20 protein-coding genes and 2 pseudogenes are annotated in these 25,746 nt (G+C 72.8%); 10 read left to right on the top strand and 12 right to left on the bottom strand.

Features of this window, described 5'->3' with window-relative positions; all coding sequences use genetic code 11:
• Positions 1-68: 68 nt before the first annotated feature.
• Positions 69-587 (bottom strand): hypothetical protein, encoded by a 519-nt coding sequence (locus ACZ79I_RS04135; RefSeq protein WP_471504744.1) that lies wholly within the window; start codon positions 585-587, stop codon positions 69-71.
• A gap of 27 nt (positions 588-614) precedes the next feature.
• Between ACZ79I_RS04135 and ACZ79I_RS04130 the strand changes: the two are divergent.
• Positions 615-842, top strand: a pseudogene (locus ACZ79I_RS04130) (CBS domain-containing protein); the annotation flags it as partial.
• A 14-nt stretch (positions 843-856) separates the two neighbouring features.
• Here ACZ79I_RS04130 and ACZ79I_RS04125 read toward each other — a convergent pair.
• Positions 857-2,200 (bottom strand): amidase, encoded by a 1,344-nt coding sequence (locus ACZ79I_RS04125; protein ID WP_471494149.1) that lies wholly within the window; start codon positions 2,198-2,200, stop codon positions 857-859.
• 333 nt (positions 2,201-2,533) lie between these two features.
• Here ACZ79I_RS04125 and ACZ79I_RS04120 point away from each other — a divergent pair.
• Both ACZ79I_RS04120 and ACZ79I_RS04115 read left to right on the top strand, forming a co-directional pair.
• Positions 2,534-3,166, top strand: a pseudogene (locus tag ACZ79I_RS04120) (glycoside hydrolase 5 family protein); the annotation flags it as partial.
• 152 nt (positions 3,167-3,318) lie between these two features.
• Positions 3,319-6,339, top strand: a complete 3,021-nt coding sequence (locus ACZ79I_RS04115) for an alpha-mannosidase (RefSeq protein ID WP_471494147.1) — start codon at positions 3,319-3,321, stop codon at positions 6,337-6,339.
• Positions 6,340-6,401: 62 nt separating this feature from the next.
• Here ACZ79I_RS04115 and ACZ79I_RS04110 read toward each other — a convergent pair whose 3' ends face one another.
• On the bottom strand, positions 6,402-7,826 hold the full coding sequence (locus ACZ79I_RS04110; protein WP_471494145.1) for a lipase maturation factor family protein: 1,425 nt from the start codon (positions 7,824-7,826) through the stop codon (positions 6,402-6,404).
• A 144-nt stretch (positions 7,827-7,970) separates the two neighbouring features.
• On the opposite strand from ACZ79I_RS04110, the gene ACZ79I_RS04105 reads away from it, so the two are divergent.
• On the top strand, positions 7,971-10,055 hold the full coding sequence (locus ACZ79I_RS04105) for a SpoIIE family protein phosphatase (protein WP_471494143.1): 2,085 nt from the start codon (positions 7,971-7,973) through the stop codon (positions 10,053-10,055).
• A 49-nt stretch (positions 10,056-10,104) separates the two neighbouring features.
• Positions 10,105-10,965, top strand: coding sequence for an Fpg/Nei family DNA glycosylase (locus ACZ79I_RS04100; RefSeq protein WP_471494141.1), 861 nt, complete (start codon positions 10,105-10,107; stop codon positions 10,963-10,965).
• Between the two features lie 32 nt (positions 10,966-10,997).
• On the opposite strand, the gene ACZ79I_RS04095 is transcribed toward ACZ79I_RS04100, so the two are convergent.
• From ACZ79I_RS04095 to ACZ79I_RS04075, 5 genes are all read right to left on the bottom strand, one after another.
• On the bottom strand, positions 10,998-11,654 hold the full coding sequence (locus ACZ79I_RS04095) for a zf-HC2 domain-containing protein (RefSeq protein ID WP_471494139.1): 657 nt from the start codon (positions 11,652-11,654) through the stop codon (positions 10,998-11,000).
• Positions 11,655-11,796: 142 nt separating this feature from the next.
• A complete protein-coding gene (locus tag ACZ79I_RS04090; protein ID WP_471494137.1) occupies positions 11,797-12,312 on the bottom strand; it encodes a hypothetical protein in 516 nt (171 codons plus the stop codon).
• 134 nt (positions 12,313-12,446) lie between these two features.
• The gene (locus tag ACZ79I_RS04085; protein ID WP_471494135.1) at positions 12,447-12,995 is read right to left on the bottom strand and encodes a sigma-70 family RNA polymerase sigma factor; all 549 of its coding nucleotides are present in this window, start codon (positions 12,993-12,995) and stop codon (positions 12,447-12,449) included.
• Positions 12,996-13,285: 290 nt separating this feature from the next.
• Positions 13,286-14,722, bottom strand: a complete 1,437-nt coding sequence (locus ACZ79I_RS04080; protein ID WP_471494133.1) for an amino acid permease — start codon at positions 14,720-14,722, stop codon at positions 13,286-13,288.
• A 162-nt stretch (positions 14,723-14,884) separates the two neighbouring features.
• Positions 14,885-15,346 (bottom strand): universal stress protein, encoded by a 462-nt coding sequence (locus ACZ79I_RS04075; protein ID WP_471494131.1) that lies wholly within the window; start codon positions 15,344-15,346, stop codon positions 14,885-14,887.
• 203 nt (positions 15,347-15,549) lie between these two features.
• Between ACZ79I_RS04075 and ACZ79I_RS04070 the strand changes: the two genes are divergently transcribed.
• Entirely contained in the window at positions 15,550-16,395 is an 846-nt protein-coding gene (locus ACZ79I_RS04070) for a polysaccharide deacetylase family protein (protein ID WP_471494129.1), read from the top strand.
• 20 nt (positions 16,396-16,415) lie between these two features.
• Here ACZ79I_RS04070 and ACZ79I_RS04065 read toward each other — a convergent pair whose 3' ends face one another.
• From ACZ79I_RS04065 to ACZ79I_RS04055, 3 genes are all read right to left on the bottom strand, one after another.
• A complete protein-coding gene (locus ACZ79I_RS04065) occupies positions 16,416-17,081 on the bottom strand; it encodes a class F sortase (RefSeq protein WP_471494127.1) in 666 nt (221 codons plus the stop codon).
• Between the two features lie 154 nt (positions 17,082-17,235).
• Complete coding sequence (locus tag ACZ79I_RS04060; RefSeq protein WP_471494125.1) at positions 17,236-17,712, bottom strand: hypothetical protein; 477 nt, start codon at positions 17,710-17,712, stop codon at positions 17,236-17,238.
• Between the two features lie 167 nt (positions 17,713-17,879).
• A complete protein-coding gene (locus tag ACZ79I_RS04055) occupies positions 17,880-18,644 on the bottom strand; it encodes a bestrophin-like domain (RefSeq protein WP_471494123.1) in 765 nt (254 codons plus the stop codon).
• A gap of 957 nt (positions 18,645-19,601) precedes the next feature.
• Here ACZ79I_RS04055 and ACZ79I_RS04050 point away from each other — a divergent pair.
• The 3 genes from ACZ79I_RS04050 (at position 19,602) to ACZ79I_RS04040 (ending at position 23,838) form a co-directional block, all read left to right on the top strand.
• Positions 19,602-20,546 carry an SCO0930 family lipoprotein gene (locus ACZ79I_RS04050; RefSeq protein ID WP_471494121.1) on the top strand — a complete coding sequence of 315 codons (945 nt, stop codon included), beginning with the start codon at positions 19,602-19,604 and terminating at the stop codon, positions 20,544-20,546.
• Between the two features lie 335 nt (positions 20,547-20,881).
• Positions 20,882-21,694 carry an SAM-dependent methyltransferase gene (locus tag ACZ79I_RS04045; RefSeq protein ID WP_471494119.1) on the top strand — a complete coding sequence of 271 codons (813 nt, stop codon included), beginning with the start codon at positions 20,882-20,884 and terminating at the stop codon, positions 21,692-21,694.
• Positions 21,691-23,838 carry a putative bifunctional diguanylate cyclase/phosphodiesterase gene (locus ACZ79I_RS04040; protein ID WP_471494118.1) on the top strand — a complete coding sequence of 716 codons (2,148 nt, stop codon included), beginning with the start codon at positions 21,691-21,693 and terminating at the stop codon, positions 23,836-23,838. Before ACZ79I_RS04045 ends, ACZ79I_RS04040 begins: the two co-directional genes overlap by 4 nt.
• 231 nt (positions 23,839-24,069) lie before the next feature.
• On the opposite strand, the gene ACZ79I_RS04035 is transcribed toward ACZ79I_RS04040, so the two are convergent.
• Positions 24,070-24,954 carry a LysR family transcriptional regulator gene (locus ACZ79I_RS04035; protein WP_471494116.1) on the bottom strand — a complete coding sequence of 295 codons (885 nt, stop codon included), beginning with the start codon at positions 24,952-24,954 and terminating at the stop codon, positions 24,070-24,072.
• A gap of 120 nt (positions 24,955-25,074) precedes the next feature.
• Between ACZ79I_RS04035 and ACZ79I_RS04030 the strand changes: the two genes are divergently transcribed.
• Complete coding sequence (locus ACZ79I_RS04030; RefSeq protein WP_471504742.1) at positions 25,075-25,746, top strand: succinate dehydrogenase; 672 nt, start codon at positions 25,075-25,077, stop codon at positions 25,744-25,746.

Here is a 25,746-nt window from a genome sequence, read left to right as displayed (position 1 = left end):
CCCCGGCGCCGCGTGTCCGGCGCCGCGTGTCCGGCGCGCTGGTCGGTGGACGGGACGTGCCCGGGCGGTCAGGGGCGAGGCGCGAAGCGGTCCCGGACACGGTGTTCGGGCAGCAGGCGGGTGATCCGCTCCAGCACGCCGGAGCCGGTGCCGGCGGTCACCACCCCGTCCGCGTCGACCGGGATCCCCGCGGCCTCCAGGGCGGTGCGCGCGCCGGCCCAGCCGCCGATCGCCTTGCCGTGCCGGAACGCCTCCGACAGCGTCAGCAGCACCCGGGGATCGACCGTCCCGTCGTTGCCCGGCTCGCCCGCCTTCGCGTCACGGGCGCCGAAGGCGTCGGCGGCGGGCGCGGGGGCGCCGGCCGGCAGCACGGCGTCGTATTCGGCGGACCGGGCCGTCGCGAACGTGCGCTGCACGCCGATCGGCTCGCCCCCGGTGCCGAGCCTCCCGCCGGTGGGCGCGGTCACCAGGGGCACCGCGCCCGCGGTGCGGACGGCGTCGCGCACGGCGCGGATCCCGTCCAGATCACTCCCGCCGTCGGTGATCAGGCCGATGACACGACCGTTCAGCGGCCGGGTGCGGCCCACCAGCGACAGCGCGGGACGGGGGAGGAGCCCGCGCAGACCACCGTGGCCGGTGTGTGCAGCGGGGATCTCGTCACCGTGGAGGCCGAGGAGGAACTCGGCCGCGCGGTGGAGCTGATGCGGGAGCACTCCGTCCGCCGCGTCCCGGTCGTCGAGGACGGCCGGCCGGTGGGCATCGTCTCGCTGGGCGACCTGGCCATCGAACGCGACCCGGAGTCGGCGCCCGGCGACATCAGCGCCGCGATGTCCAACCGGTAGGGCCTCCGTCTCCCCTACTCCAGAGGCGCCGTACGCCGCCACGGCCGCAGCGTCTCCAACTGCGCCGCCACGGCCAGCAGTTCCGCCTCGGAGCCCGGGCGGCCCACGAGCTGCACCGCGCAGGGCGCCCCGCTCGGGAGGGTGCCGAACGGGACCGACATGGCCGGCCAGCCCGTGAGGTTCCACGGCGGGGTCATCGGCGAGTACGCCGTGTTGGCCAGCAGGTTGCGCAGCCAGCCGCGCTCGTGCCAGGGCGCGGCGGCCGGGCCACGGCGTGCCAGGGCCGGGGTGAGCAGCACATCGTGCTCGGCGAAGAACGGCTCCAGCCGGTGGCGCAGCTGCTCGCGGCGGTCACCGGACCGCACGCCGTTCACGAACCGGCGGCCCACCGCGGCGTGGACCCGGGTGCGCCGGGTCAGCCGCCGCGGGTCCAGGCCCTCGGCGTCGACCGCCGTGCCCGCCGTCCAGTGCGCCAGTGAGGCCGTGCCCAGCCACCACGGGTACGGCGGCTCGGCCGGGCGGACCTCGTGACCCGCCTGCCCGAGCAGCGCGGCCGCCTCGCGTGCGGCGTTCGCGTACGAGCGGCTCACGCGCACTCCGGGCAGGGGGCTGTGGAGCGAGAGCGCGATCCTGTGCGTGGCCGGCTCCGGCGCGGGGGCGCCAGGCCGGTCCGCCAGGACGGCGAACATCAGGCTCGTGTCCTCGACGGTCGTGGCGAGCGGGCCGTTCTCCGACATGCCGAACCAGTCGCCGTTGCCGATACCGGCCGGGACCGTGCCGTAGCCCGGCTTGATGGTGACGAGACCGCAGTTGGCGGCCGGGATGCGCAGCGAGCCCATCCCGTCGTTGCCGAGGGCGATCGGCACCATCCCGGCGGCCACCGCGGCGGCGCTGCCGCCCGAGGAGCCACCCGCCGTGCGGGAGGTGTCCCACGGGTTGCGGGCGATTCCGTGCACCCCGTCCGTGGTCCCGAAGACACACAGTTCGGGCACGTTCGTCAGACCGACCACGATCGCGCCCGCGGCGCGCAGCCGGGCCACCGTGACGTGATCGTGGTCGGCCGGGGCGTCCGGGGTCGCGGCGGAACCGACGCGGGTGGACTCACCGCGCACGGGCAGGTTGTCCTTGACCGCCACCGGGACACCGGCGAGGGGGAGCCGGGCCAGATCCGCGCGGACCGCGACCTCCTCCGCCTCGGCCAGTGCGGCGTCCGTGCGCACGTGGCGGAACGCGCCTACGCGGGCGTCGAGCCGTTCGATCCGTGCGAGGTGCTCGGCCACCACCTCGTGGGGCGTGGCCCGCTTCTCACGTACGGCGGCGGCAATCTCGGCGGCGGTCCGGCCGACCCAGCTGGTCACGGGCGCTCCCTGTCGGTGCTCTGCACGGTTGAGGCATGAGCGTACTGGCGAGTACGAGGAGCACTGTGCCCTGCCGGCGGCGCCACGTCGAGAGTCCGGCGGCCGTGGAACCCATGAGGGCGCGGACAGCCATGCGTTGACTTGTGCCGAAACCGCCGGGCAAGGTCGCCGCAGGGCCGAACCGGCCGGACCTGCCCCGACGGACCGCCGTGTGAAGGGATCCGCATGCCTCCTGCCGTGCGCTTCGGCGTCAACTACACCCCGAGCGACGGATGGTTCCACCACTGGCTCGACTTCGACCTGGACTCCGTGCGCGCCGACCTCGACTCGATCACCCCCGAGCACTCCGCCCGGCTGGGGGACCTCACCGCCGTGCACTCCTGGGTGTTCGACGGCACCGCCCAGCGCCACGGCCGCACCGCAACCGCCACCGAGCACCATGCCGCCTACCTCATCGAGCTGTCCAAGGCGTGGGCGGACGACCCCCGCCGCCCGGTCTGGCTCCAGGAGGCCGGCGCCCCCGCGCCGCTGATCCCCGCCGAGCACGCGGCCGCCTTCACCGAGGCCACCGTCGCGGCCGCCCTGGACTGCCCGGACGTGTGGGGCGTGACCTGGTGGTGCTCCCACGACGTCAGCCGCGGCCTCGCCGACTTCCCCGAGCTCGAGTACGGGCTCGGCCTGTTGACCAACGACCGGCGGCCCAAGCCCGCCGCCGGGACGCTCGCCCGCATCATCCGGGAACACGGGCCGTACGAGCCCGCCCGCCGCACCACGGCGCTGGCCGTGGACACCGCGGCCGGCCGTTCCGTCTGTGCCCCCGGCGGCCCGGTCTTCGAGGCGTTCGCCCGGCTGACCGCCGACGGGGCCCGCCCCGCCACCGTTCTCGCGAGCCGCGCCGACGACCGGCACCATCTCGCGGCCCGGGGCATCACCGAGGTCGTCACCCCCGATCAGGTCATCGGGTAGCCCGCCCCCGGACCGGACGGGGGCGTCGCACGGTTCGACGTGCCCGCGGTCGGGGAGCTGTACAACGTCGCGACTCCCGCCACGACCGCCCGCCACGACCACCCACCGCGGCACCGCCCGGCACCCCGCATCCTCACCCCACGGAGCACCCCATGCATGACGACCGCACCCTGGTCGAGGCCCGTCTCCGGCGCGTCCTCGACGAGCGCATCCGCCCCGCCGTGTACCCCGAGTCCGTACCGCTGCAGGCGGCGGTGTGGCACGCGCCCGGCGAGCCCGTGCCGGTCGCCGAGGGCCTGGCCGCCCCGGCCGAACCCATCGCGGTGGGCACGCGCTGGGGTGCCCCGTGGGGCACGAGCTGGTTCCGGGTGACCGGGACCGTGCCCGAGGCGTGGGCCGGCCGGACCGTCGAGGCGCTGCTGGACCTCGGCTTCGACGAGAACATGCCCGGCTTCCAGTGCGAGGGACTCGTCTACCGTCCCGACGGGACCCCGGTGAAGGGCCTCAACCCACGCAACCAGTGGGTGCGGATCGGCTCTCCCGTCGAGGGCGGCGAGCAGGTCGACCTGCGCATCGAGGCCGCCTCCAACCCGGTCATCCTGGGTTACCGCCCCTTCGTGCCCACGCCGTTGGGCGACAAGGAGACCGCGGGCGGCGAACCCCAGTACCGGCTGGCGCGCATGGACCTCGCCGTCTTCGACGAGACCGTGTGGCACCTCGTCCTCGACCTGGAGGTGCTCGGCGAGCTGATGGCCGAGCTGCCGGTCGAGTCCGCGCGGCGCTGGGAGATCCTGCGCGCGGTGGAGCGGGCGGTCGACGCGGTGGACCTGCAGGACGTGGGCGCCACCGCGGCGGCGGCCCGGGAACGGCTCGCCGATGTCCTGGCCAGGCCCGCCGCCCCCTCCGCCCACCGCATCAGTGCCGTGGGGCACGCGCACATCGACTCCGCGTGGCTGTGGCCGCTGCGCGAGACGGTGCGCAAGGTGGCCCGTACGACGGCCAACATGACCGCGCTCATCGACGACGAGCCGGAGTTCGTCTTCGCCATGTCACAGGCACAGCAGTGGGCCTGGGTGAAGGAGCACCGGCCCGAGGTGTGGGCGCGGGTGAAGAAGGCGGTGGCCGGGGGCCGGTTCGTGCCGGCGGGCGGCATGTGGGTGGAGTCCGACACCAACATGCCCGGCTCGGAGGCGATGGCCCGCCAGTTCGTCCACGGCAAACGGTTCTTCCTCGACGAGTTCGGCATCGAGAACGACGAGGCGTGGCTGCCCGACACGTTCGGCTTCGCCGCCGGGCTGCCGCAGATCATCAAGGCGGCGGGCTCCCACCGGCTGCTGACGCAGAAGATCTCGTGGTCGAAGACGAACACGTTCCCGCACCACACCTTTCTGTGGGAGGGCATCGACGGGACACGGATCTTCACCCACTTCCCGCCCGTCGACACCTACAACTGCTCGATGAGGGGCGGCGAGATCGCCCACGCGGCACGGAACTTCAGGGAGAAGGGGGCGGCCGGGCACTCGCTCGCGCCGACCGGCTGGGGCGACGGCGGCGGCGGCACCACCCGCGAGATGGTCGCCAAGGCGGCACGGCTGCGCAGCCTGGAGGGCTCGGCAACCGTGGTGTGGGAGACACCGCAGGAGTTCTTCACCAAGGCGCAGGAGGAGTACCCCGACCCGCCCGTCTGGGTGGGCGAGCTGTATCTGGAACTGCACCGGGCCACGCTGACCAGCCAGGCGAAGACGAAGCAGGGCAACCGGCGCAGCGAACACCTGCTGCGGGAGGCGGAGCTGTGGGCGGCCACGGCGGCCGTACGGAACGGATTCCCCTACCCCTACGAGGACCTGGACCGCATCTGGAAGACGGTGCTGCTCCACCAGTTCCACGACATCCTGCCCGGTTCGTCCATCGCGTGGGTGCACCGGGAGGCCAGGGCCACCTACGAGCGGATCGCCGGGGAGCTGAACGGGATCATCGAGGCGGCGCAGCGGTCGCTGGCCGGCGAGGGAGACGTTCCGCTGGTGTTCAACGCGGCGCCGCACACCCGCGACGGCATCCCGGCGGGCGGCGCGGGCAGGCCCGCCGCCGCACGCGAGGTGTCGCCGACGGCGCGGCCGCAGGGCGGCTTCGTGCTGCACAACGGGCTGCTGCGGGTGGAGATCGACGCCCGTGGACTGGTCGTCTCGGCCTACGACCTGGAGGCCGGACGGGAGACGATCGCACCGGGAGGAGCCGCCAACCTGCTCCAACTGCACCCCGACTTCCCGAACATGTGGGACGCGTGGGACGTGGACGCGTTCTACCGGAACACCGTCACCGACCTGGTGGAGGCGGACGGGGTCGCCGCGGATGAGGACGGCGTCTCGGTCCGGGTCGTGCGGTCCTTCGGCGCGTCGCGCGTCACCCAGGTGCTGTCGCTGGCGCCGGGGGAGCGGCGGCTGGAGATCGGCACGGAGGTCGACTGGCACGAGACGGAGAAGTTCCTGAAACTGGCGTTCCCGCTGGACGTGCACGCCGAACGGTACGCGTCCGAGACGCAGTTCGGGCACTTCCACCGGCCGACGCACACCAACACCTCGTGGGAGACGGCCAAGTTCGAGGCGTGCAACCACCGTTTCGTGCACCTGGAGGAGCCGGGCTGGGGCGTGGCGGTGGTGAACGACTCGACGTACGGCCACGATGTGACGCGCACGGTGCGCCGGGAGGACCGCGGCACGACCACCACGGTCCGGGTCTCCCTGCTGCGCGCGCCCCGCTTCCCCGACCCGGAGACCGACCAGGGCGTCCACCGCTTCCGGCACGCCCTGGTGCCGGGCGCCACGGTCGGGGACGCGGTACGCGAAGGCTGGCGGATCAACCTGCCGCAGCGGCGGCTGACCGGCGCGCACGCGGTGACGCCGCTGGTGACCGTGGCGGAGGACGCGGTGGTGGTGACGGCGGTCAAGCTGGCCGACGACGGCAGCGGTGACGTGGTCGTACGCTTCCACGAGTCGCGCGGCGGCCGTACGCCGGCCACGCTCACGGCGGACTTCGAGGTCGTGGAGGCGGTGGCGACGGACCTCCTGGAGCGACCGCTCGCCGACGCGCCCGCACCGCCCCGCGAGGGCGACCGGATCACCCTGAAGCTGCGCCCGTTCGAGCTGATGACGCTGAGGCTGAAGCGGCGGCCCTAGAGTCCGGGCCGCCGGGCCCGCGACGGCTCCGCCGCCCTGCCGACGGCACCGCCCGGCCGCGTCTACCGCCTGTGGGCGGCGGGGGCGGCCAGCCGGGTCGGCGGCATGTACTCCCGCACATAGGTGCGCTCCCAGCACGCGCCGCTCTCCCTCAGCTCGCGCCACGTCGTGAACCGGTAGCGGAACAGGCGGGCCCGTACGTAGCGCGGCGGCGCGTCGGCGGGGAAGGGGGAGCGGCGCAGCAGCCGCAGCGTGTCGCGGTCGTTCTCCAGGAGCCGTTCGACCAGGCCGCCGAACCAGGCGGCCGCGTACGCGGGGGAGAGGGCGGCGAACCACATCAGCCAGTCGAGCCGCAGATGGTACGGCGCGAACTGGCGCGGCCAGCGCCGAGGGTCGCCCGGCTTGCCCTTGAACTCGTACTCCCGCCAGTCGGAGTCCTCCCGCGGTGCCTCGTCGGCCGTGCCCTCGATCACCACCTCGTACCGGGTCCGGCTGACGCTGCCGAACGCCCCGTAGGTGTTGACGAGGTGCAGCGGGTCGAACGAGCGGTTCATGACCTGGCGGCGGGAGAGCAGATTGCGCACGGGACGGTAGCTGAGGGCGAGCAGGCCCGCGCCGACCGCCAGGACCACCGCCACATACCACGCCGGCGCGGCCGCCGTCGCCGGGGGCGCGGCGGGGAATCCGACCGCCGACAGCGCCAGCACGATCGTGATCCAGTTCAGCCAGGAGAAGTTGCCGGACAGGACCAGCCACAGCTGGGTCACGATCATCACGGAGGCGGCGGCCGTCGCGATCGGCTGCGGCGTGAACAGCAGCACCGGCACGATCAGTTGCGTGACGTGGTTGGCCGCCACCTCCACACGGTGCAGCGGCTTCGGCAGATGGTGGAAGAACCAGCTCAGCGGGCCCGGCATCGGCTGCGTCTCGTGGTGGTGGTCCAGGCAGGTCAGCTTCCGCCAGCAGGCGTCCCCGCGGATCTTGATCAGTCCGGCGCCGAACTCGACGCGGAACAGGAGCCAGCGCAGCAGGAACAGCACGACGACCGGCGGAGCGACCGCGTCATTGCCCAGGAACACCGCCAGGAAGCCGGCCTCCAGCAGCAGCGACTCCCAGCCGAAGGAGTACCAGGTCTGCCCGACGTTGACGATCGACAGATACATCGCCCAGGGGAGCAGCCACAGCAGCATCCCGGCCCACAGCGGCACACGGGAGTCCAGCCCCGCGATCAGCGCCGCCGACACCGCGCACCCCGCCCATGACCAGGCGGCGAAGAAGCGGTCCGAGTAGCGCAGGTGGAAGACGCTCGGTGCCCGGGAGAAGCGCACCCGGGCGACGAACCGCGGCACCGGCAGCATTCCCCGCTCACCGATCAGCGCGCGGAACTGCAGCGCCGCGGTCAGGAAGGCGACCAGGTACACGGCGGCCAGAGCCCGTTGGAAGACCAGCCGGCTCAGCCAGTACTCCGGCGCGACGAACCAGTCCACGGTGACCGCTCCTCTCCTCCCAGTGTGACCCCGGACGCGCCAGGGCCGGCCCCCGTGACTCTGTGTACACCGCTTCCGCGGTTGCGTAACGCGGCCCGCGGGCAGAAGTCGAATATCGGGGCAAACCCTGGCAAGGTGGGCCCCATGGCTGATCGGGGAGCGAGCGCCCTGTCACTCCCGGACGACTGGCCCGCCCACCCGGATCCGATCCTGGCGCTCAACCGCATGGGCAGTTTCGACTGGGACCTGGACACCGGACTCTTCCACATGGATGCCCGGGCCCACGAGATCTTCGACCTGCGCCCCGACGAATACGACGGCCACCCCGAGAGCCTGGCGGCCCGGGTCCCGACGGCCGAGAACCGCCGCCTCGACGCGCTGGTCGCCCAGGCGATCAAGGACGGCAGCGAGAACTTCGGCGCCTACTTCCGCGTCCGCCGCCGCGACGGCACCCTGCGCTGGACCCACGCCCAGGGGTACATCCGGCGTGACGAGTCGAACCGGCCGCGCAGGATCATCGGCATCGTCCGCGACGCGACGCAGGAGCTGCACGAGATCCAGGCCCGCAGCGACCAGGCACTCCAGGACGAGGCCCTGCGCCGCCAGACGGACATCGTCCAGAGGACGACCGCGGCGCTGGCCCACGCCCGCACCGTCAAGGACGTCACCGAGGTCATCAGGGACAGCCACGGCCTCACCCCTCTCGGCGCCGCCAGCCTCGTCGTGGGCCTGGTGGAGGCGGGCCGCATCAGGCTCGTCGTCGAAGGACCCAGGGAAGGGGTCGTTCCCCGCGCCGTGGTCACACGCGTCGACGACCCGTACCCGATGAGCGAGGTCGTGCGCACCCTCAGCCCGCGGTTCATCGAGTCGCCGGAGGAGTTCGCCGAGCGGTACCCGCTCCTGTGGCCGCGCCTCGCGGGCCTGCACATCACCTCGGCCGCCTATCTGCCGCTGATCGTGCAGGCCCGCCCCATCGGCGTCATGGGACTGCTCTACGACGACCGGCGCGGCTTCACCCCCGAGGAGCGCAACGTCCTGCTCGCGCTGGGCAGCAGCATCGCCCAGAGCCTGCAGCGCGCCATGTTCTACGAGCAGGAGAAGGACCTCGCCGAGGGCCTCCAGCAGGCGATGCTGCCCCGCTCCATCCCCAGCGTGCCCGGCGCCGACGTCGCCGTCCGCTACCGCGCCGGCGGGGCCGGGCGCTCCCTCGGCCGGGACATCGGCGGCGACTGGTACGACCTGGTCCCGCTGCCCGGCGGCCGCGTCGGCGCGGTCATCGGCGACGTCGAGGGCCACGACACGCACGCGGCCGCCGTCATGGGCCAGCTGCGGATCGTCCTGCGCGCGTACGCCGCCGAGGGGCACACGCCCGCCACCGTGATGGCCCGCGCCTCGGTCTTCCTGCGGGAACTCGAGACCGAACGGTTCGCGACCTGCCTGTACGCCGAGGCCGACCTGTCCACCGGTGTGGTGCAACTGGTCCGGGCCGGGCACATCGACCCGCTGGTGCGGCTGGCCGACGGAAGCTGCCGGACCCTGCCGGTCGAGGGCGGCCTGCCGCTCGGGCTGTCGGCCGAGTTCGACCGTCTCGAATACCCGGTCACGACCCACGAGATGGACGCCGGCCAGACCCTTCTGCTGTGCACCGACGGGCTGGTCGAACGGCCCGGGGCGGATCTCGACGAGGGCATGCAGGCCCTGCGGGAGCTCATCGGCACCGGCCCCGACGACGTCCACGACCTCGCCGACCGGCTCATCGAGGTGGCGAGGGAGCGCAACGGCGACGACGACGTGGCCCTGCTGCTCCTGCAGCGCCGGGGCCTGGCCCAGCGGACCGGCGGCCGGCTCCAGCAGCATGTCGCGCTCGGCGACCCCGAAGCGCTCATCGGGGCCCGGCACATGATCCGCGCCGCGGTGCGCACCTGGGGCGCCGGCGAGCGTTCCGACGAGATCGAACTCGTCGCCGACGAACTGATCACCAACGTCCTCATGCACACCGAGGGCTCCGCGATCGTCACCCTCCGGGTCCTCACCGGTCACGACCGCAGGCTTCGTGTCGAGGTGGAGGACTCCTCCAGCGCCCTGCCCCGGCGCCGCGAGGCGGGCGAGTCCGGCCTCTCGGGCCGCGGCCTGCTGCTCGTCGACCGGCTCGCGGACGTGTGGGGCGTCGAGGCCCGCGGCGGCGGCAAGGTCGTGTGGTGCGAGTTCATGGTCCGGTCGCGCGGCTGAGGGATGCGCCGCACCCGCGCCCGCGGGCGGCGGATGGCACCCTGGACACATGCCGGAACTGCCCGAGGTCGAAGCGCTCAAGGACTTCCTGGCCGACCGTCTCGTGGGCCACGAGGTGGTGCGGGTGCTGCCCGTCGCGATCAGCGTCCTGAAGACGTACGACCCTCCGGTCACCGCCGTCGAGGGGCACGAGGTCACGGCCGTGCGCCGGTACGGCAAGTTCCTCGCCCTGGAGGCCGGCGGACTGCACTTCGTCATGCACCTGGCCCGCGCGGGCTGGCTCCAGTGGCGGGACCGCCTGCCCGACGGCGTCCCCCGCCCCGGCAAGGGCCCGCTCGCCCTGCGGGTCGCCCTGGAGACGGGGGAGGGCTTCGACCTGACGGAGGCCGGCACCCAGAAGCGGCTCGCGGTGTATGTCGTACACGATCCGCAGGAGGTCCCGGGGGTGGCGCGCCTGGGCCCGGACCCGCTGGCCGCCGACTTCGACGAGCGGCGCCTCGCGCGGCTCCTCGAAGGGGAGCGCCGCCAGATCAAGGGGGCGCTGCGCGACCAGGGCCTGATCGCCGGCGTCGGGAACGCCTACAGCGACGAGATCCTGCACGCGGCGCACATGTCCCCCTTCAAACTGGCGTCCTCGCTGTCGCCCGAGGAGACACGGCGCCTGTACGAGGCGCTGCGCGCCACGCTCACGGAGGCGGTCGAACGCTCGCGCGGTCTGGCCGCCGGACGCCTGAAGACGGAGAAGAAGGGCGGACTGCGGGTCCACGGCCGCACGGGACAGCCCTGCCCCGTGTGCGGCGACACGATCCGCGAGGTGTCCTTCAGCGACTCCTCGCTGCAGTACTGCCCGACGTGCCAGACGGGCGGCAAGCCGCTGGCGGACCGCAGGATGTCGCGGCTGCTCAAGTAGAGCGGGGCACGGGGAGCGGCCCGCGCACCCGGTCAGCGCGACTTCAGCGTGATCAGGTGCCGCCCGTCCTCGGTGCGCACCTCGTAGCGGTCGATCTCCCTGGCCTGCAGCGCCGCACCGCCCTGCACGTTCGTCGCCCCGCCGTCGTCCCCGGGCATCATCCAGCTCGTCACCGTCTGCTCCGACCCGTCCTTGCCGACCGCGACGAGCCGGCAGGGGCGCGGCCCCGACGTGTCCTTGACCTTCACATCGATCTGGCTGCCCCAGACGCGGTCCTGGGTGGTGAGCTCGGCCCACACGCCCGTGTCCGGGTCGGTCCCGCTCATGGCCGTCGTGGAGGAGGACGTGCCGTGGCCGGAGAGCACCGCGACCGTCGGCCCGCCCACCGCGAACACCACGGCGGCGGCGACCGCGTACAGCCGGGTTCTGCGCCTGCCGCGGTGCTTGGCCGACACCTCGTCGAGCAGTCGCTCCAGCAGCCGGGGCCCGGGGGTCGCGAAGGGGTGCACGGACCGGGGCGTCGCCTGCCGGTACAGCAGCAGCTGCCGTGCGGCGGGGCGGAACTCGCTCACGTGCGCCGTACAGCTCGGACACTCCATGAGGTGGTCCTCGAAGCGGAAGGCTTCCGCCTCGTCCAGCACGCCCAGCGCGTAGGCGCCGACGTCGCGATGCCGTTCCAGGGACCTCATACCAAATCCTCATGCCGGTGAGCGGGGTGGGGGTGGTGCTGCTGTTGCCCACCGGTACGGACCAGACCGCCGAATCACTCAAGGCGTGAGAGAAGAAGAAGGCAGATATTCGGAGCGGTCGGCCCCGCGGATTGGTCCCGGTTCAAAAAAGATGGATCGCGAGGTGGCCGAGGGGGAGCCCGAGCTGCCAGGCGGGCGTCCAGACCTGGGGCCCGTCGTCCTCGCCGGTCACGGGGCCGCCGCCGGGCACCGCGTCCAGGTCAGGGGCGAGGAGCTCGGTCTCCTCCAGCCAGCGCCAGGCCGCCGAGGCGAGCTCCAGGTCCGGGGTGGGGCCGCCCGCCTCGGCCGCCTCCGCGCCCAGCTGCGCCATCCGCTCGCCCACCCAGTCCTGCCACGGCTGGTCGTACGCCGTCAGCGAAAGCCAGGTCTCGAGCTGCGAGACGACCCGGATGCCGGAGAGCTCGCCACCGGTGTCGGACAGGAAGATGGTCAGTGCCAGGGCATCGCGCCCGGCGCGGAACTCGAAGGACGTGGGCGGCATGAGGTCGCCGGTGCGCAGCAGTTCGTCGGCGATGTACTCGGCGTACAGCCACGCCATGGGGACGGTCAGTTCACCGTCACCGGTGCCGTCCGCGCTCTCTTGGCCTCTGTGCAGCATCCCTTCCTGCCTTCCTCCGGTCGTGCGCGTCGCCCGAACCCGGGCCCCAGTCGGGAACACGGATGAAGCAAGCTGATTGCTCAACCATGGTCCGCAGCAAGGCGCTTTACGGAGGTTTGACTCGGCCGTCGGTTTCAGCGCAGGTCGGCCGCGTATCCCGGAAGGACCCGGCGCAGGGCCCGCAACGCGTAGTGCGCGCGCGACTTCACGGTACCGGGCGGAATCCCCAGGGCCTCGGCGGCCTCCGCCACACTCGCCCCGTGGAAGTACACCTGCATCAGGACCTCGCGGTGCTCGGGAGTGAGAGTCTTCACAGCCCTGCGCACGTCGAGCATCGCGGTGGACCGCTCGGTGTGATCGGCGATCACCCGCGCGTTCTCCAGGATGGCGTCGCCGACCTCGGCGGGACGCGCCTGGCGAGCCCGCCGCGCGTCGATGGCGAGCCGCCGCCCGACCGTCAGCAGCCAGGGGCGGATGGATTCGAAGTCATGGGCGCGGAGCGCCTCGGGGTGTTGCCAGGCACGCACGAGCGTCTCCTGCAGCAGATCCTCGGCGCGCTGGCGGTCGCCGTCGCACAGCCTGAGCAGCAGGGCGAAGAGGGGGCGACCGTGCTCGCGCTGCAGCTCGGCCAGCTCGTGCTCGGCGGTCGTCCCGTGGGGTGGGGTGGTGGTTCCGGCCGTCATGGGCGTTATGGCAACGCGCCCGGCGCCGTGGGGACAGTGCGGCGGCACGGCTGTGCGGTGGGCGGTCGCTGTTCGTCGGTGAACGGTGCGGTGAGCGGTCGACCGGGAGGTGTGCGGTCGTTCCCGGGGTGGGCGGGCGTCCGGACGGCGGCGGGATCTCACCGTTACCGTCGGTTGCGGCGGGTCTGCATATCGACATGTCTCCGCCGCACCCCTGCCCGGATGCCCGCACCGGCGTGCCCGTGCCGTCGCTCGCACCGGCATGCCTGTGCCGTCATGGGCTTTCCGCCTCACGACGGGTGTGATCGCGAGTCGGCCCCACCGGCCAGCCTCGATCGCTTGTACGAATATCCGAAGTAGACGATCTGGCCGACCACGAACCACACGGCGAACCGTACCCACGTCTGCCACTGCAGGAACGTGATCAGCCAGATCGAGAAGACCACGCCCAGCGCCGGGACGAACGGCATCCACGGCACCCGGAAGACGCGCGGCAGGTCCGGCCGCCGGTGGCGCAGCACGATCACCGCGGTGCACACCACGACGAACGCCAGCAGGATCCCGATGTTGGTGAGCTCGGCCGCCTCGCCGATCGGCAGGAACCCGGCGATGGCGGCCGACGCGACCCCGGCGATCCAGGTCACGCGGGTCGGGACGTGACGGGTCGGATGCGTCTTCGCGAACCACTCCGGCAGCAGCCCGTCACGGGACATCGAGAACCACACCCGGGTGACGCCGAGCATGAACGTGAACATCACGGTGAGGATGCCGATGATGGCGCCGACCGCGATCACGTCCGCGAGACCACCGAGCCCGACCGCCTTGAAGGCGCTGGAGAAGCCGCTCTCCTTGTCGATGTCCCGGTAGTCCTGCATGCCCGTCAGGACCAGGCAGGCCGCCACGTACAGGACCATCGAGACCGCCAGCGAGTAGACGATCGCCTTCGGCATGTGGCGCTGCGCGTCCCTGGACTCCTCGGCCGCGGTCGACATGGCGTCGTAGCCGAACACCGCGAAGAAGACGGTGGCCGCCCCGGTGAACGCGCCACCGAGCCCGTAGGGGAAGAAGGGGCGGTAGTTGCCGGTGTCGATGTGGAAGACGCCGACACCGATCACCAGCAGGACGACCAGCACCTTCAGGGCCACCACGAACGTCTCGAAGCGGGCCGCGTTGCGGATGCCCAGGTTCAGCAGGTACGCGATCAGCAGGCACAGCACGACCGCGAACAGGTCGACCCGGTGGCCCGCCCCCGTGCCCGGGGCGCCCAGCATCCAGGACGGCAGGTCGGCGCCCAACTCGCCGACGAGGAAGCCGAAGTAGCCGGAGATGCCGATCGCGACCACGGCCACGATCGCCGTGTACTCCAGCAGCAGGTCCCAGCCGATGAACCAGCCCGCGTACTCGCCGAGCACCGCGTACCCGTAGGTGTACGCCGAACCCGCCTTCGGGATCAGGCCGGCGAACTCGGCGTACGACAGCGCGGCGGCCGCGCTCGCCAGGCCGGCGATCAGGAACGACACGAGCACGGCGGGGCCCGCCGTGCCGTTGGCGACGGTCCCGGCGAGGGTGAAGATCCCGGCGCCGATGATCCCGCCGACACCGATCGCCGTCAGCTGCCACAGGCCGAGCGAGCGGACGAGCCTGGTGTCCTCGGCCACTTCCGTGTCGTCGATGTGCTCGATGGGTTTGCGGCGGAGAATCCCCTCGTTCACTCTGAGCCGGGCCATGAGCCTCACCCCTTCGCGGACGGCAACGGGCTGACGGCGGATCATGATGGCGCAGTGCCGGAGGGGACGGAAGACGGCCTGCGTCATCGGGCCGCGCGCCGGCGGGGGCGCAGGACACCGGGGGAGGGCCGGGGGAGGGCCGGTGCGCAGAGAGCCCGGACGTCACGGCACGACCGTCACCGGCCAGCGTCCCGCCTTCACGAGCCGGACGGCCACGGAGCCGATGATGCGGTGCCCGGCCTGCTCGGACGCTCCGACCACCACCGCGTCCGCCTTCAGCTCGTCGGCCGCCTTGACCAGACCGCCGTAGGGGTCCCCACGGAAGGTGTGGAACTCCCAGCGCACCTCGAATATGCCCTTCACCCGCTCCGTGGCCTCGCGGATGTAGGTGACCAGTTCCTCCGCGATCGTGTCGGTGGTCTCGGCCACGGGCGCCCCGAGCGCCGCACCCGCCGCCATCACCGGCTGCACGTACACCACCGCGAGCAGCGCGCGCTGCCTCCTGGCGAGACCGCCGGCGTAGGCCGCCGCGCGGAGCGAGGAGTCGGAGCCGTCCACCCCGACGACGATGACCTTGGGCCCGTCCGTGCCCAGCTCGAAGCGGTGCGAGTGCTGTTCCGTCACGGCTGTGAGGCTATCGGAAGCCGCAGGTCCAAAGGCCCCCGCGGGAAGCGGGAGGGCCTCCTCCGGGGTCCGGACCGCGCGGCCGGGCAACGGGCGGGGGCCGCACGCCGCGGGGCAACCGCCGCCGCGTCGGCGGTGGTACGCCCCGTCCGTCCGGTACATTCGGCACGGCTGCTCCCCAAGGGGGGCGAAACTGGTACGTCATGAAAGAAAATCAACTGCTCACGCGACGCCGGCTCTTGCTGGCCGGTGCCGCACTCACGGGTGCCGCGGGGGCGGCGGGTGCGGCCCGGCTGCGCGGTGCCGACGGTCCGGCCCGGCCCGGACGGCGGGTCACCGCGGCCGTGGGCCCGCAGGCGCCCGCCCCGCCGCCGTCGTCCGCCTTCCGGCTGGAGCCCATGACCGGCTACGGCCCCTCGCGGCCCACGCCCGCCCGGATCCCCGTACCCCGCGCGCCGGTGCAGCGCCTGCCGGAACACGGCAGGGACATGGTGCTGACCTTCGACGACGGCCCCGACCCCCGCTACACCCCCGGCATCCTGCGCACGCTGCGGGAGTACGACGTACGCGCGGTGTTCTTCGTGTGCGGGCGCATGGCCGTCGAGAACAAGGACCTGCTGCGCGAGATGGCCGACGACGGCCACCTCGTCGGCAACCACACCTGGACGCACCGGTTGCTCACCGGGCTGCCCCGGGCGGAGATCCGCGCGGAGATGGAGAGCACCTGTGCGACCATCCAGGACGCGTACGGCGAGGCACCGCTGTGGTTCCGCGCGCCGTACGGGGCCTGGAACCGGGCCGTCTTCCAACTCGGCGCCGAGCTGGGCATGGAGCCGCTCGCCTGGACGGTGGACTCGCTCGACTGGACGGAACCGGGCAGCCGCAGGATCGCCGAGCAGGTGGCGGACGGCGCCGCCCCCGGCGTCATCGTGCTGTCCCACGACGCCGGAGGGGACCGCTCACAGACCGTCGAAGCGCTGGGCCGGTACCTGCCGCGGCTGCTGGACCGCGGCTACCACCTCACCGTGCCCCGGCGCAGGTTCGCCTGAGCGCACCCCGGCGGGCCGGCTCAGCGCACCTCGACCAGGCGGGCGAACACCACCACGTTGCCCTCGTACCCCTCGTCCTCGGAGAAGGCGCCCCCACAGGTGATGACGCGCAGCTCCGGAGCCCCCTTGTTCCCGTAGACGGTGTCGCCGGGGAAGTTCTTCTTGTCGAAGACCTTGACACCGTAGACCCCGAACACGGCGGTCCTGCCGTCCTGGCGCTGGACCTCGACGCGGTTTCCCTTCCTGAGGCCGCCGAGCCCGTAGAAGACGGCCGGGCCCTCACTGTTGTCGACATGCCCCACGATCACCGCCGTGCCCCGCTCGCCCGGAGAGACCGCGCCGGTGAACCAGCCGGCGAGGTTCGTGTTCCCGGGCGGCGGCGCGTCCACCCAGCCGGACGGGTCCAGGGCGACCGGCACGACAGGGGCGTTGACCCCGAGCGCCGGGATGCGGACCCGGGACACCAGCGAGAACCGCAGGGCCGTAGGCGTCCTGCCGAGGGCGGGGTCCGCGGTGCCGCGGCCGTCCGGGGCCGCCGCCGAGGCCGGCTGCGGCGGGCCCGCGCCGAACTCGCCGGAACCGTTGCGCACCAGGGCGAGGCCCGTCAGCAGAACAAGCGCGATCACGCCCCACGGGGTGCGCGTGGTGCGCCGCACCTCCGCTTCGGCCGGACCGGACGCGGACATTCGCCCTCCCTTCTCGGCACCGCCGCCACCGCCGCCAGGACGTCCGCCGGCACGTCCGCCGCGCGGGTCGGCACACCGCTCGCGGCGGCATCCGTGAGCGACGGCACTCGGCCGGACGGGTGGCGCGCGGGCTGTCGGCGCCGCGTCATGGCCTTCAGGACGGCTCGCCCACGGGGCGCCGCCGCCACAGGTACCAGGCCGCGCCGATCGAGCCGGAGACGAGCGCCGCTCCCAGACCGATCCGCTCGAGATCGAAGCCGCCGATGCTGCCGCCGAGGCCGGCGTGCACGCCGTGGCGCCGGTAGCGCCCGCCGGAGTCGCCGAAGAAGCCCTCGCCGTCGCCGTTGCCGCGGCCGGTGGTGACGGCGAGATGCCGCCCGGACTCGGCGCCGCACGGGTACGTCGCCTCGTACGCGAAGCCGCGTTTGGCGTCGTAGGCGTCGGCGTCGGTGCCGCACTCCCCCACCGGCAGGGTGCTCCGGACGCCGGGGGCGATCGTCCCCGGCCCGGCGGCGTGGGCGGACGACGCGGCGGCGTGGACGCCGCCACTTCCGGCAACGGCCGCGGGAGCGGTGAGCGTCAGGGCGGTGACGCCCAGCAGTGCGGCCGAAGCGACGCGTATCGCGCGCATGGTGAGCCTCCAGGTCTCCGAGGAGCCGTGCTGCGGACCTTTTCCGCCTGCGCCGTACATGCACCTCGATGAGCGAAACGCTAGGAAGGCCGGTGTCGTGGCGCGATCGCTGTCGTGCGAACGGGGTATGCGTTGCGCCGTACGGGGGACGGCCGCGCCCCTGTCCGCTACCGGTGAAGCCCCGGGAACAGCGTCAGGAACGGCTGCGCGGAGGCGGTGGAGCCGCGGCCGTAGGGCGCGTCGAAGTCCCAGATCAGGAAGAGCAGGAAGGCGATCAGCGCGGAGAAGAGCCCGGCCAGGACCAGCTCGCGGGCCGAGCGCCGGATCTGCAGGGCGAAGACCATGCCGATGGTGACCACCGCGCCCGCGATCAGGCCGAACCACACCACCGGCGGCATGGTCGAGCCCGCCGAGTCGGCCCGGGCGGCCCGCGCCGCGTCCACGGCCGCGACCTGGTCGAGGAGCGGCTGGTACGCCTGGCCCTGGAAGTCGGTCGCCGGCTCGTGGTCGGTGACGTCCTGACGGATCCGCTGGAGCAGGTCCCGGCCGCGGACGGTCAGCGTGCCGTGAGCGGCCATGGTCTTCCACTCGGTGGTGACGACGTGTCCGGCATACGCGTCGACGTCGGCGCGGATGCGGTCGCGGACGTCCGCCGGATAGACCCGCACCCGCTCCGAGATCTCGTGCAGCGCCTGGGCCTCGGCCTGGACATGGTCCTGGGCGGCGCCGCGGGCCTCCCAGACCCCGGCGATGGCCAGGCCCAGCACGATGGCGTACACCACGCCGATCCACATGGTCATGTACTCGATCACGTCCGGGGTCTCGGACGGATCGTCGTCCTCACCGGCCGTGCGATGGCGCAGCAGGGTCACCACGATCACGACGGCGCAGGCGGCCGCCGTTGCGAGGGCGAGAACAAGCCATTCCGACAACAGATGCCTCCAGGAAGCAGGCTCAGCGCGGACGCAGCGCGGCGACGGCGAACACCGCGGGCACGACGATGAGCAGGGTGAAGGTGAGCGGCGACGGACCGTGGCGCGGTCGCCGCGGGCGGGGCACCAGGCGATGCGGCGGATAGCGCACCGGGTGGGCCGCGGGCCGTGGTCCGGGCGTGCGCGAGGGGACCGGGAGCGGGGCGCGGGCGGTGTGCCGTGCCGGCACCGGCCGGGGGCGGGGCGCCGCGGCCGGCGGCGGTGGGGGCGGCGGTGTCCGGGCCGGCTCCGGCCTCGGGTGCGGCGTGGGGCGGGCTGGTGGCTCGGGCGCCGGTGGGGGCGTGGGAGCGGGCGGGGGAGTGGGGGCCGGGCTCTGCGACCGGCACGCCGGCGGCAGGGAGAGGGCACCGCCGTCCACGAGCCCGTCCGCGCCTGTCCCCGCGCCTGTCCCCGGGCCTGTCCCCGGGCCTGTCCCCGGGCCTGTCCCCGGGCCTGTCCCCGGGCCTGCGCCCGGGTCTGTCCCCGCGCCTGCGCCCGGGCCCGCGACCGCCACCGCCTGGGTGCCGTCCGGGCCGGTCGAGGCGAACGCGCACGCGTCGGCCCACGCCGTGCCGGCAGGGGCGCCCACGAGGATCCAGACGAGCGCCACCAGGGCCGGCACCCTGGTGACGAGGCCGGACCGGTTCCGTTGGGGTCGATGCACGACGGAGATCATGGGCTCGTCCGTGTCCGCGCACGCGGCCGGGCCCGCGAATTGCCCCGAAGGAGGGAGATGCGCGTCCGCGAGGTTTGCCCCGGCGGGCCTGCGGGCCGCGGGGCGGGTGGCCGAGACGCGTCACAGGGTCCGGAAAGAAATGCCCGGCCGGATTGAACACACCGGGCACCCCCGCTCGTACCTAGTGCCGACGCGGCGCACAAAGGTCGCTGCAACCCCAACGTTGACAGCGGGAGTTGGACATGAAGACATCCTGGCGGAGCGCCTCCCTCGTGGCGACAGCTGCGGCCGTGCTGGCGCTCACGACGGCGTGCGGTCAGGAGAGCGGCACCCAGTCGCCGGGCAGCCAGAACGTGGGGGCCACCGCTGCCCCGGGCGGTTACGGCTCCGTCACCGGCCCCGGGAACGGCTACGGGGCGGACTCCACCAGCGCGCCGAGTGCCTCCCCGAACGGGCAGCCCGCGGGTCAGCTGGCCGTCGTCGACAACGCGAAGCTCGGCAAGATCATCACCGATGGCACGGGCCTCACCCTCTACCGCTTCGACCAGGACACGGCCGAACCGCCGAAGGCCACCTGCGACGGCGACTGCGCGAAGACGTGGCCGCCCGTTCCCGCGGAGGGCGCCACGGCCGCCTCCGGCATCGACAGGTCCCTGCTCGGCGAGGTCACCCGCTCCGACGGCACCAAGCAACTGACCGTCGCCGGCTGGCCGATGTACCGCTACGCCAAGGACACCAAGGCCGGCGACACCAACGGCCAAGCGGTCAAGGGTACCTGGTTCGCCACCGCGCCCACCGGCAAGAAGGCCGGCGCGGCCCTGCCGGGCCTGTCCGTCCGCAACGACCCCAAGCTCGGCCCGATCGTCGTCGACAAGAACGGCATGACGGTCTACCGCTTCATGAAGGACGAGGCATGGCCGAAGCCGGTGTCGCGGTGCACGGGCGCCTGCCTGGAGAAGTGGCCCGTCGTGGCACCGGTCCCGGCCGGGGACACCAAGGGTGTCAAGAAGAAGGGCCTCATGGGCTTCACCCGCCCCGACGGCCAGAAGCAGATGACCGTCAACTGCTGGCCCATCTACACCTTCTCCGGTGACACGGCCCCCGGAGAGACCAACGGTCAGGGCGTGGGCGGCACCTGGTACGCCGTCTCGCCCGACGGAAAGCCGGTCGGCGCGCCCAAGAAGTAGAGATCACCTTCCCCAGGGTCGATCGATCGCCTCGCCCAGTCAGCCACGGAACGCGAAGGGAGTGGACTGAGAAGCAGGAGTGCCGGACGCACGCAACACGGGCGCGCACGACCCGGTCCGCTCCCTCCGCACCGCACGGGGGGAGCGGGCCGCTTCGGCATGCCCGGGACACGACGCGGACGCAGTGGAGCGGTCGTGAGTCACGGCACGTGCCGCAGGCAGTGACCGGGAACGGATGGTCAATTTCCGGTTCCGGTCGCTCGGTTGGCGGGCGATCAGTAGCCTCTGCTCGAACACCGGATCGCCATACCGCCGCCTACGCCTTGGAGAACTACATGGAGCGCCCCGCCTGGGCCCCACGGAGCATCGACATCTCCGTGCCGAGCGTGTCCCGCATGTACGACTTCTACCTGGGCGGATCGCACAACTTCGAGGTCGACCGGGTGGCCGCGCGCCAGGCGATGGAGTTCATGCCGGGACTCCCCAAGATCATGCAGGCGAACCGGGCGTTCATGCGCCGCGCGGTGCGTTTCGCCGCCGGGGAGGGCATCACCCAGTTCCTCGACATCGGTTCGGGCATCCCGACCTTCGGCAACGTCCACGAAGTGGCGCAGCGGGCGCGCCCCGGCGCGCGCGTCGTGTACGTCGACCACGACCCGGTGGCGGTCGCGCACAGCCAGGCCGTTCTGGAGGGCAACGAGGACGCCGACGTCGTCGCGGCCGATCTCCTCAAACCCCAGGACATCCTGGCGAGCCCTCAGGTGGAGCGCCTGATCGACCTGAACCGCCCGGTAGCACTCCTTCTGGTTGCCATACTGCACTTCGTGGAGGACGCGGACGACCCGTACGGCGCGGTGGCCGAGTTGCGCGACGCGCTCGCACCGGGCAGCCTGCTGGTCCTCACGCACGCCTCGTACGAGGGGGTCCCGCTCGCGCAGGAGCAGGCCGAGGGCGCTGTCGACGTGTACAAGAACATCCGCAATCCGCTGATCATGCGCTCGCGCGAGGAGATCGCGCGGTTCTTCGAGGGGTACGACATGGTGGAACCCGGGCTGGTGCCGATGCCGATCTGGCGGCCCGACACGGCGCCCGAGGACGAGGATCCGTATTCCTTCTCGGGGTTCGCCGGCGTGGGGCGCCCGGCGTGACCGCGGAGCCGGGCGGACCGGAGGACAGACTGCGCAGGTTCGCGACGATCTGGAGCCGGGCGGTCTTCCCGGCGACCTCGACGTCGCTGACCCGGCCCGAGTTCGAGGAGCATCTGCTGCCGCTGGCCCGGCGTCTGCGCGACGCGCTGAGGGCGAGGACGTTCGACGCCCCCGAGGCCAGGAGGATCGGCGCGGCGCTCATCGAGGCGCACTGCACCGACCCCGAGACGCTCAGCCGCACGCTCGACTGCGTCGACGCCTACCTGGTGCTCTACTGCGGCGACCCGGACGCCCCGGCGGAGGCGCAGGAGGCCCTGCGGACCCGCTGCTCGCGGCTGCAGCACGCGATGGCCGCCGGGTTCGCGGAGGCCCTGCGGGAGCGGACACTGGCCGAACAGGAGGCGATCTCACGGGCCGCCCTCACCGCCCAGGGCGTGGTGGCGCAGGCACTGCACAGCAGCGAGGCCCGCTTCCGCGCGGTCTTCGAGGGCGCGGCCATAGGGATCGCCATCGCGGACCTCGACGGCAACATGCTGGAGGTCAACGGCGCGCTGCTGCGCATGTTCGGCGGCTCGGAGAACCTGGTGCGCGGCCGCAACGTCACCGAGTGGACCCACCCGGACGACGCGCCGCAGGTCTGGCGCCTGTACGAGGAACTCGTCCGGGGCGAGCGCGAGCACTACCACGTCGAAAAGGCCTTCTACCGGCCCGACGGAACGGTTCTGTGGACCAACCTCACGGTGTCCCTGCTGCGCGACGCGGACGGGTGCCCCCAGTACCAGCTCGCCCTCATGGAGGACACCACCGAGCGGCGGCTGCTCAACCTCCGGCTGCGCTACGAGGCCACGCACGACGCGCTCACCGGGCTGCCCAACCGCACCCTCTTCTTCGAGCGCCTGGAGAAGGCCCTCGCGGCGGGCGGGGGACAGCGGTTCGGCCTGTGCTACCTCGACCTCGACGGCTTCAAGACCATCAACGACAGCCTCGGGCACGCGGCCGGCGACCGGCTGCTCGTCGAGGTCGCCGACCGGCTGCAGGCGTGCGCCACCGCGCCCGGCGAGATGGTGGCGCGCCTGGGCGGGGACGAGTTCGTGGCGCTGACCACCGGACCCGACACCGAGCGCGGGGTCGACGAGCTCGCCGCACGCATCATGAACGCGCTGGTCACCCCGATCGGCATCGACGGGCGCGAGCTGACCGTGCGCGGCAGCATCGGCATCGTCGAGGGCCCGGTCGGGGAGCGCGGCCCGGCCGAGGTGCTGCGCAGCGCCGACATCACCATGTACCGGGCCAAGTCCGCGGGCGGCAACCGCTTCGAACTCGCCGACCCCGAGGCCGACGCGCGCGCCATCACACGGCACGGGCTGACCACGGCGCTGCCCACCGCGCTGGACCGGGGTGAGTTCTTCATCGAGTACCAGCCGCTGGTGCACCTGGGCGACGGCACCGTGCGCGGCGCCGAGGCCCTGGTGCGCTGGTTGCATCCGCAGCACGGCGTGCTCGGTCCCGACCGCTTCATCCCGCTGGCCGAGCGCACCGGGCTGATCGTGCCGCTGGGCCGCTGGGTCCTCGAAGAGGCGGTACGTCAGGCCCGGGCATGGCAGGAGAGACACGAGCGGACGGGCCCGTTGCGCATCAACGTCAACCTCTCGCCGTGCCAGCTCACCCATCCCGGGCTGGTCTCCGACACCGTCGACATCCTGGAGCAGTCCGGCCTCGAACCGGACGCGCTGTGCCTGGAGGTGACGGAGTCGGCGCTCATCGGCGCGGACGACGACCTGCTCAAGCCGCTGCGGCGGCTGGCCGAGATGGGCGTGGACATCGCCCTCGACGACTTCGGCACCGGCTACTCGAACCTCGCCAACCTGCGCAGGCTGCCGGTGCGGATCCTGAAGCTGGACCGTTCCTTCACCCAGAGCATGCAGCAGTACCCGGCCGACCCCGTCGACCTCAAGATCGTCGAAGGGATCGTCTCCCTCGCCCACAGCCTGGACCTCGCCGTCACCGTGGAGGGTGTGGAGACCGGCGCGCAGGCCGAGCAGCTGCGGATACTGGGCTGCGACACGGCCCAGGGCTGGTACTACGCCCGCCCCGGCCCACCGGACCGGCTGCACGAACTGGCGCTGGTGGACGCGACGGGCTGAGCGGGCCCGCCCCACGGCCGCGCGGTGCCGGCGGCGTCCGTGCGGTGGGGCCTGCCGCGCACCGACGCGTCCTTCGTGCACGGCGGCTGCCGGCGGGGCCCTTCCCCGCGGGACGGCGGCGGTCGCCGGGTGGCGGACGGGGTGAGGCGGACGGGCTGAGGCGGACGGGCTGAGGCGGACAGGGGGCCGCCGGCGGCCGCCTGTCCGTGGCGTCCCCGCGGAAGCAGGCGCTCAGCGCTCCAGCAGCATCCGCTGCAACTCCCTGGCCGCCCGCGGCGGAGCCACATCGCTGCGGTGCGCGAGCGCGATGGTGCGGTGCAGTCCGGGCCGGGCCAGGGGTGTGACGCGCAGTCCGCGGCCCGACCGGGTCGCGACCATGCGCGGGACCACGGCGACGCCCAGCCCGGCGCGCACGAAGCCCAGCACCGCGTCCATCTCGCCCCCCTCCACCGCGAAGTCCGGCTCGAAGCCCTCGGCGCGGCACGCGGCCACGGTCAGTTCCCGCAGGTCGTAGCCGTGGCGGAACATCACCAGACGCTCGCCCTCCAGATCGGCGACGCGGACCGTGCGCCGTCCGCCCCCCGGCCGGGGCGCGTCGGGGGAGGACACCACCACCAGGTCCTCGCGCAGCAGCTCCACGGTGGTCAGCGCGGGGGAGGGGGTGGGCAGCGGGAGGACGATCAGCGCGAGGTCGAGGGCACCGCGCGCCAGCTCCCGCACCAGATCGTGCGAGCCGCCTTCCTCGATCAGCAGCCGGATGCCGGGATAGCGGTCGTGGAAGGCGCGCAGCACGTCCGGCAGCAGGCCCGTGCACACGCTCGGCGTGGCCCCCAGTCGCACCCGGCCGCGGCGCAGCTGTACCAGCTCCTGCACCTCGTGCCGGGCGGTGTCCGCGTCGGCGAGGATGCGGCGGGCCAGCGGCAGCAGCGCCTCGCCCGCGTCCGTGAGCGTGATGTTGCCGCGCGCCCGCAGGAACAGATCCGCCCCGAGTTCCCGCTCCAGCGACTTGATCTGCTGCGACAGCGACGGCTGGGCGACATGGACCAGATCGGCGGCACGGGTGAAGTGCCGGGTCTCGGCGACGGCCACGAAGTACTGGAGCTGCTGGAACTGCACCCCATCAGCATAGGGCTTGCCTATCGAAACCAGCCGGACCATGTCTTGGACCGATAGGGACCTTCGGCCCTAGCGTTCTGACCCATGGCTCTGGCAACGCGGACGGACCGACGGCCGTCCATGGCACGCAGCGTGTGGGACAGCACCGTCGGCAAGAAGACAGTGATGGCGGTCAGCGGCCTCATCATGCTGCTGTACCTGCTCGCCCACATGATCGGGAACCTGAAGATCTACTTCGGGGCGGGCGAGTTCAACCACTACGCCCACTGGCTGCGTACCGTCGGCGAACCGTTCATGCACTACGAGTGGACGCTCTGGCTCATCCGCGTCGTCCTGGTCGCCGCCGTCGTCGCGCACGCGGTCTCCGCGTACCAGCTCAGCCGCCGCGACATCAAGGCGCGCCCCAGCAAGTACGTGCACAAGCGTCCGCGCGCGAGCTACGCCACCCGCACCATGCGCTGGGGCGGGATCATCCTCGGCCTCTTCATCGTCTGGCACATCCTCGACCTGACCACGGGCACCGTGCACTCCGGCGGCTTCCAGGAGGGCCACCCGTACCAGAACGTCGTCGACACCTTCTCCACCTGGTACGGCAACGTCGTCTACATCGTCGCGATGCTCGCCCTCGGCATGCACATCCAACACGGCCTGTGGAGCGCGGCCCAGACCCTCGGCGTCGGCAGCCGCACCCGCGACCGCGCCCTGAAGACCATCGCCCATGCCTTTGCGCTGCTGCTCACGGCCGGGTTCATCGCCGTGCCCGTGGGTGTCATGACCGGAGTGGTGAGCTGA

Source organism: Streptomyces sp. PSU-S4-23 (assembly GCF_055632315.1).
This window is presented reverse-complemented; position numbering and strand designations above follow the sequence as displayed.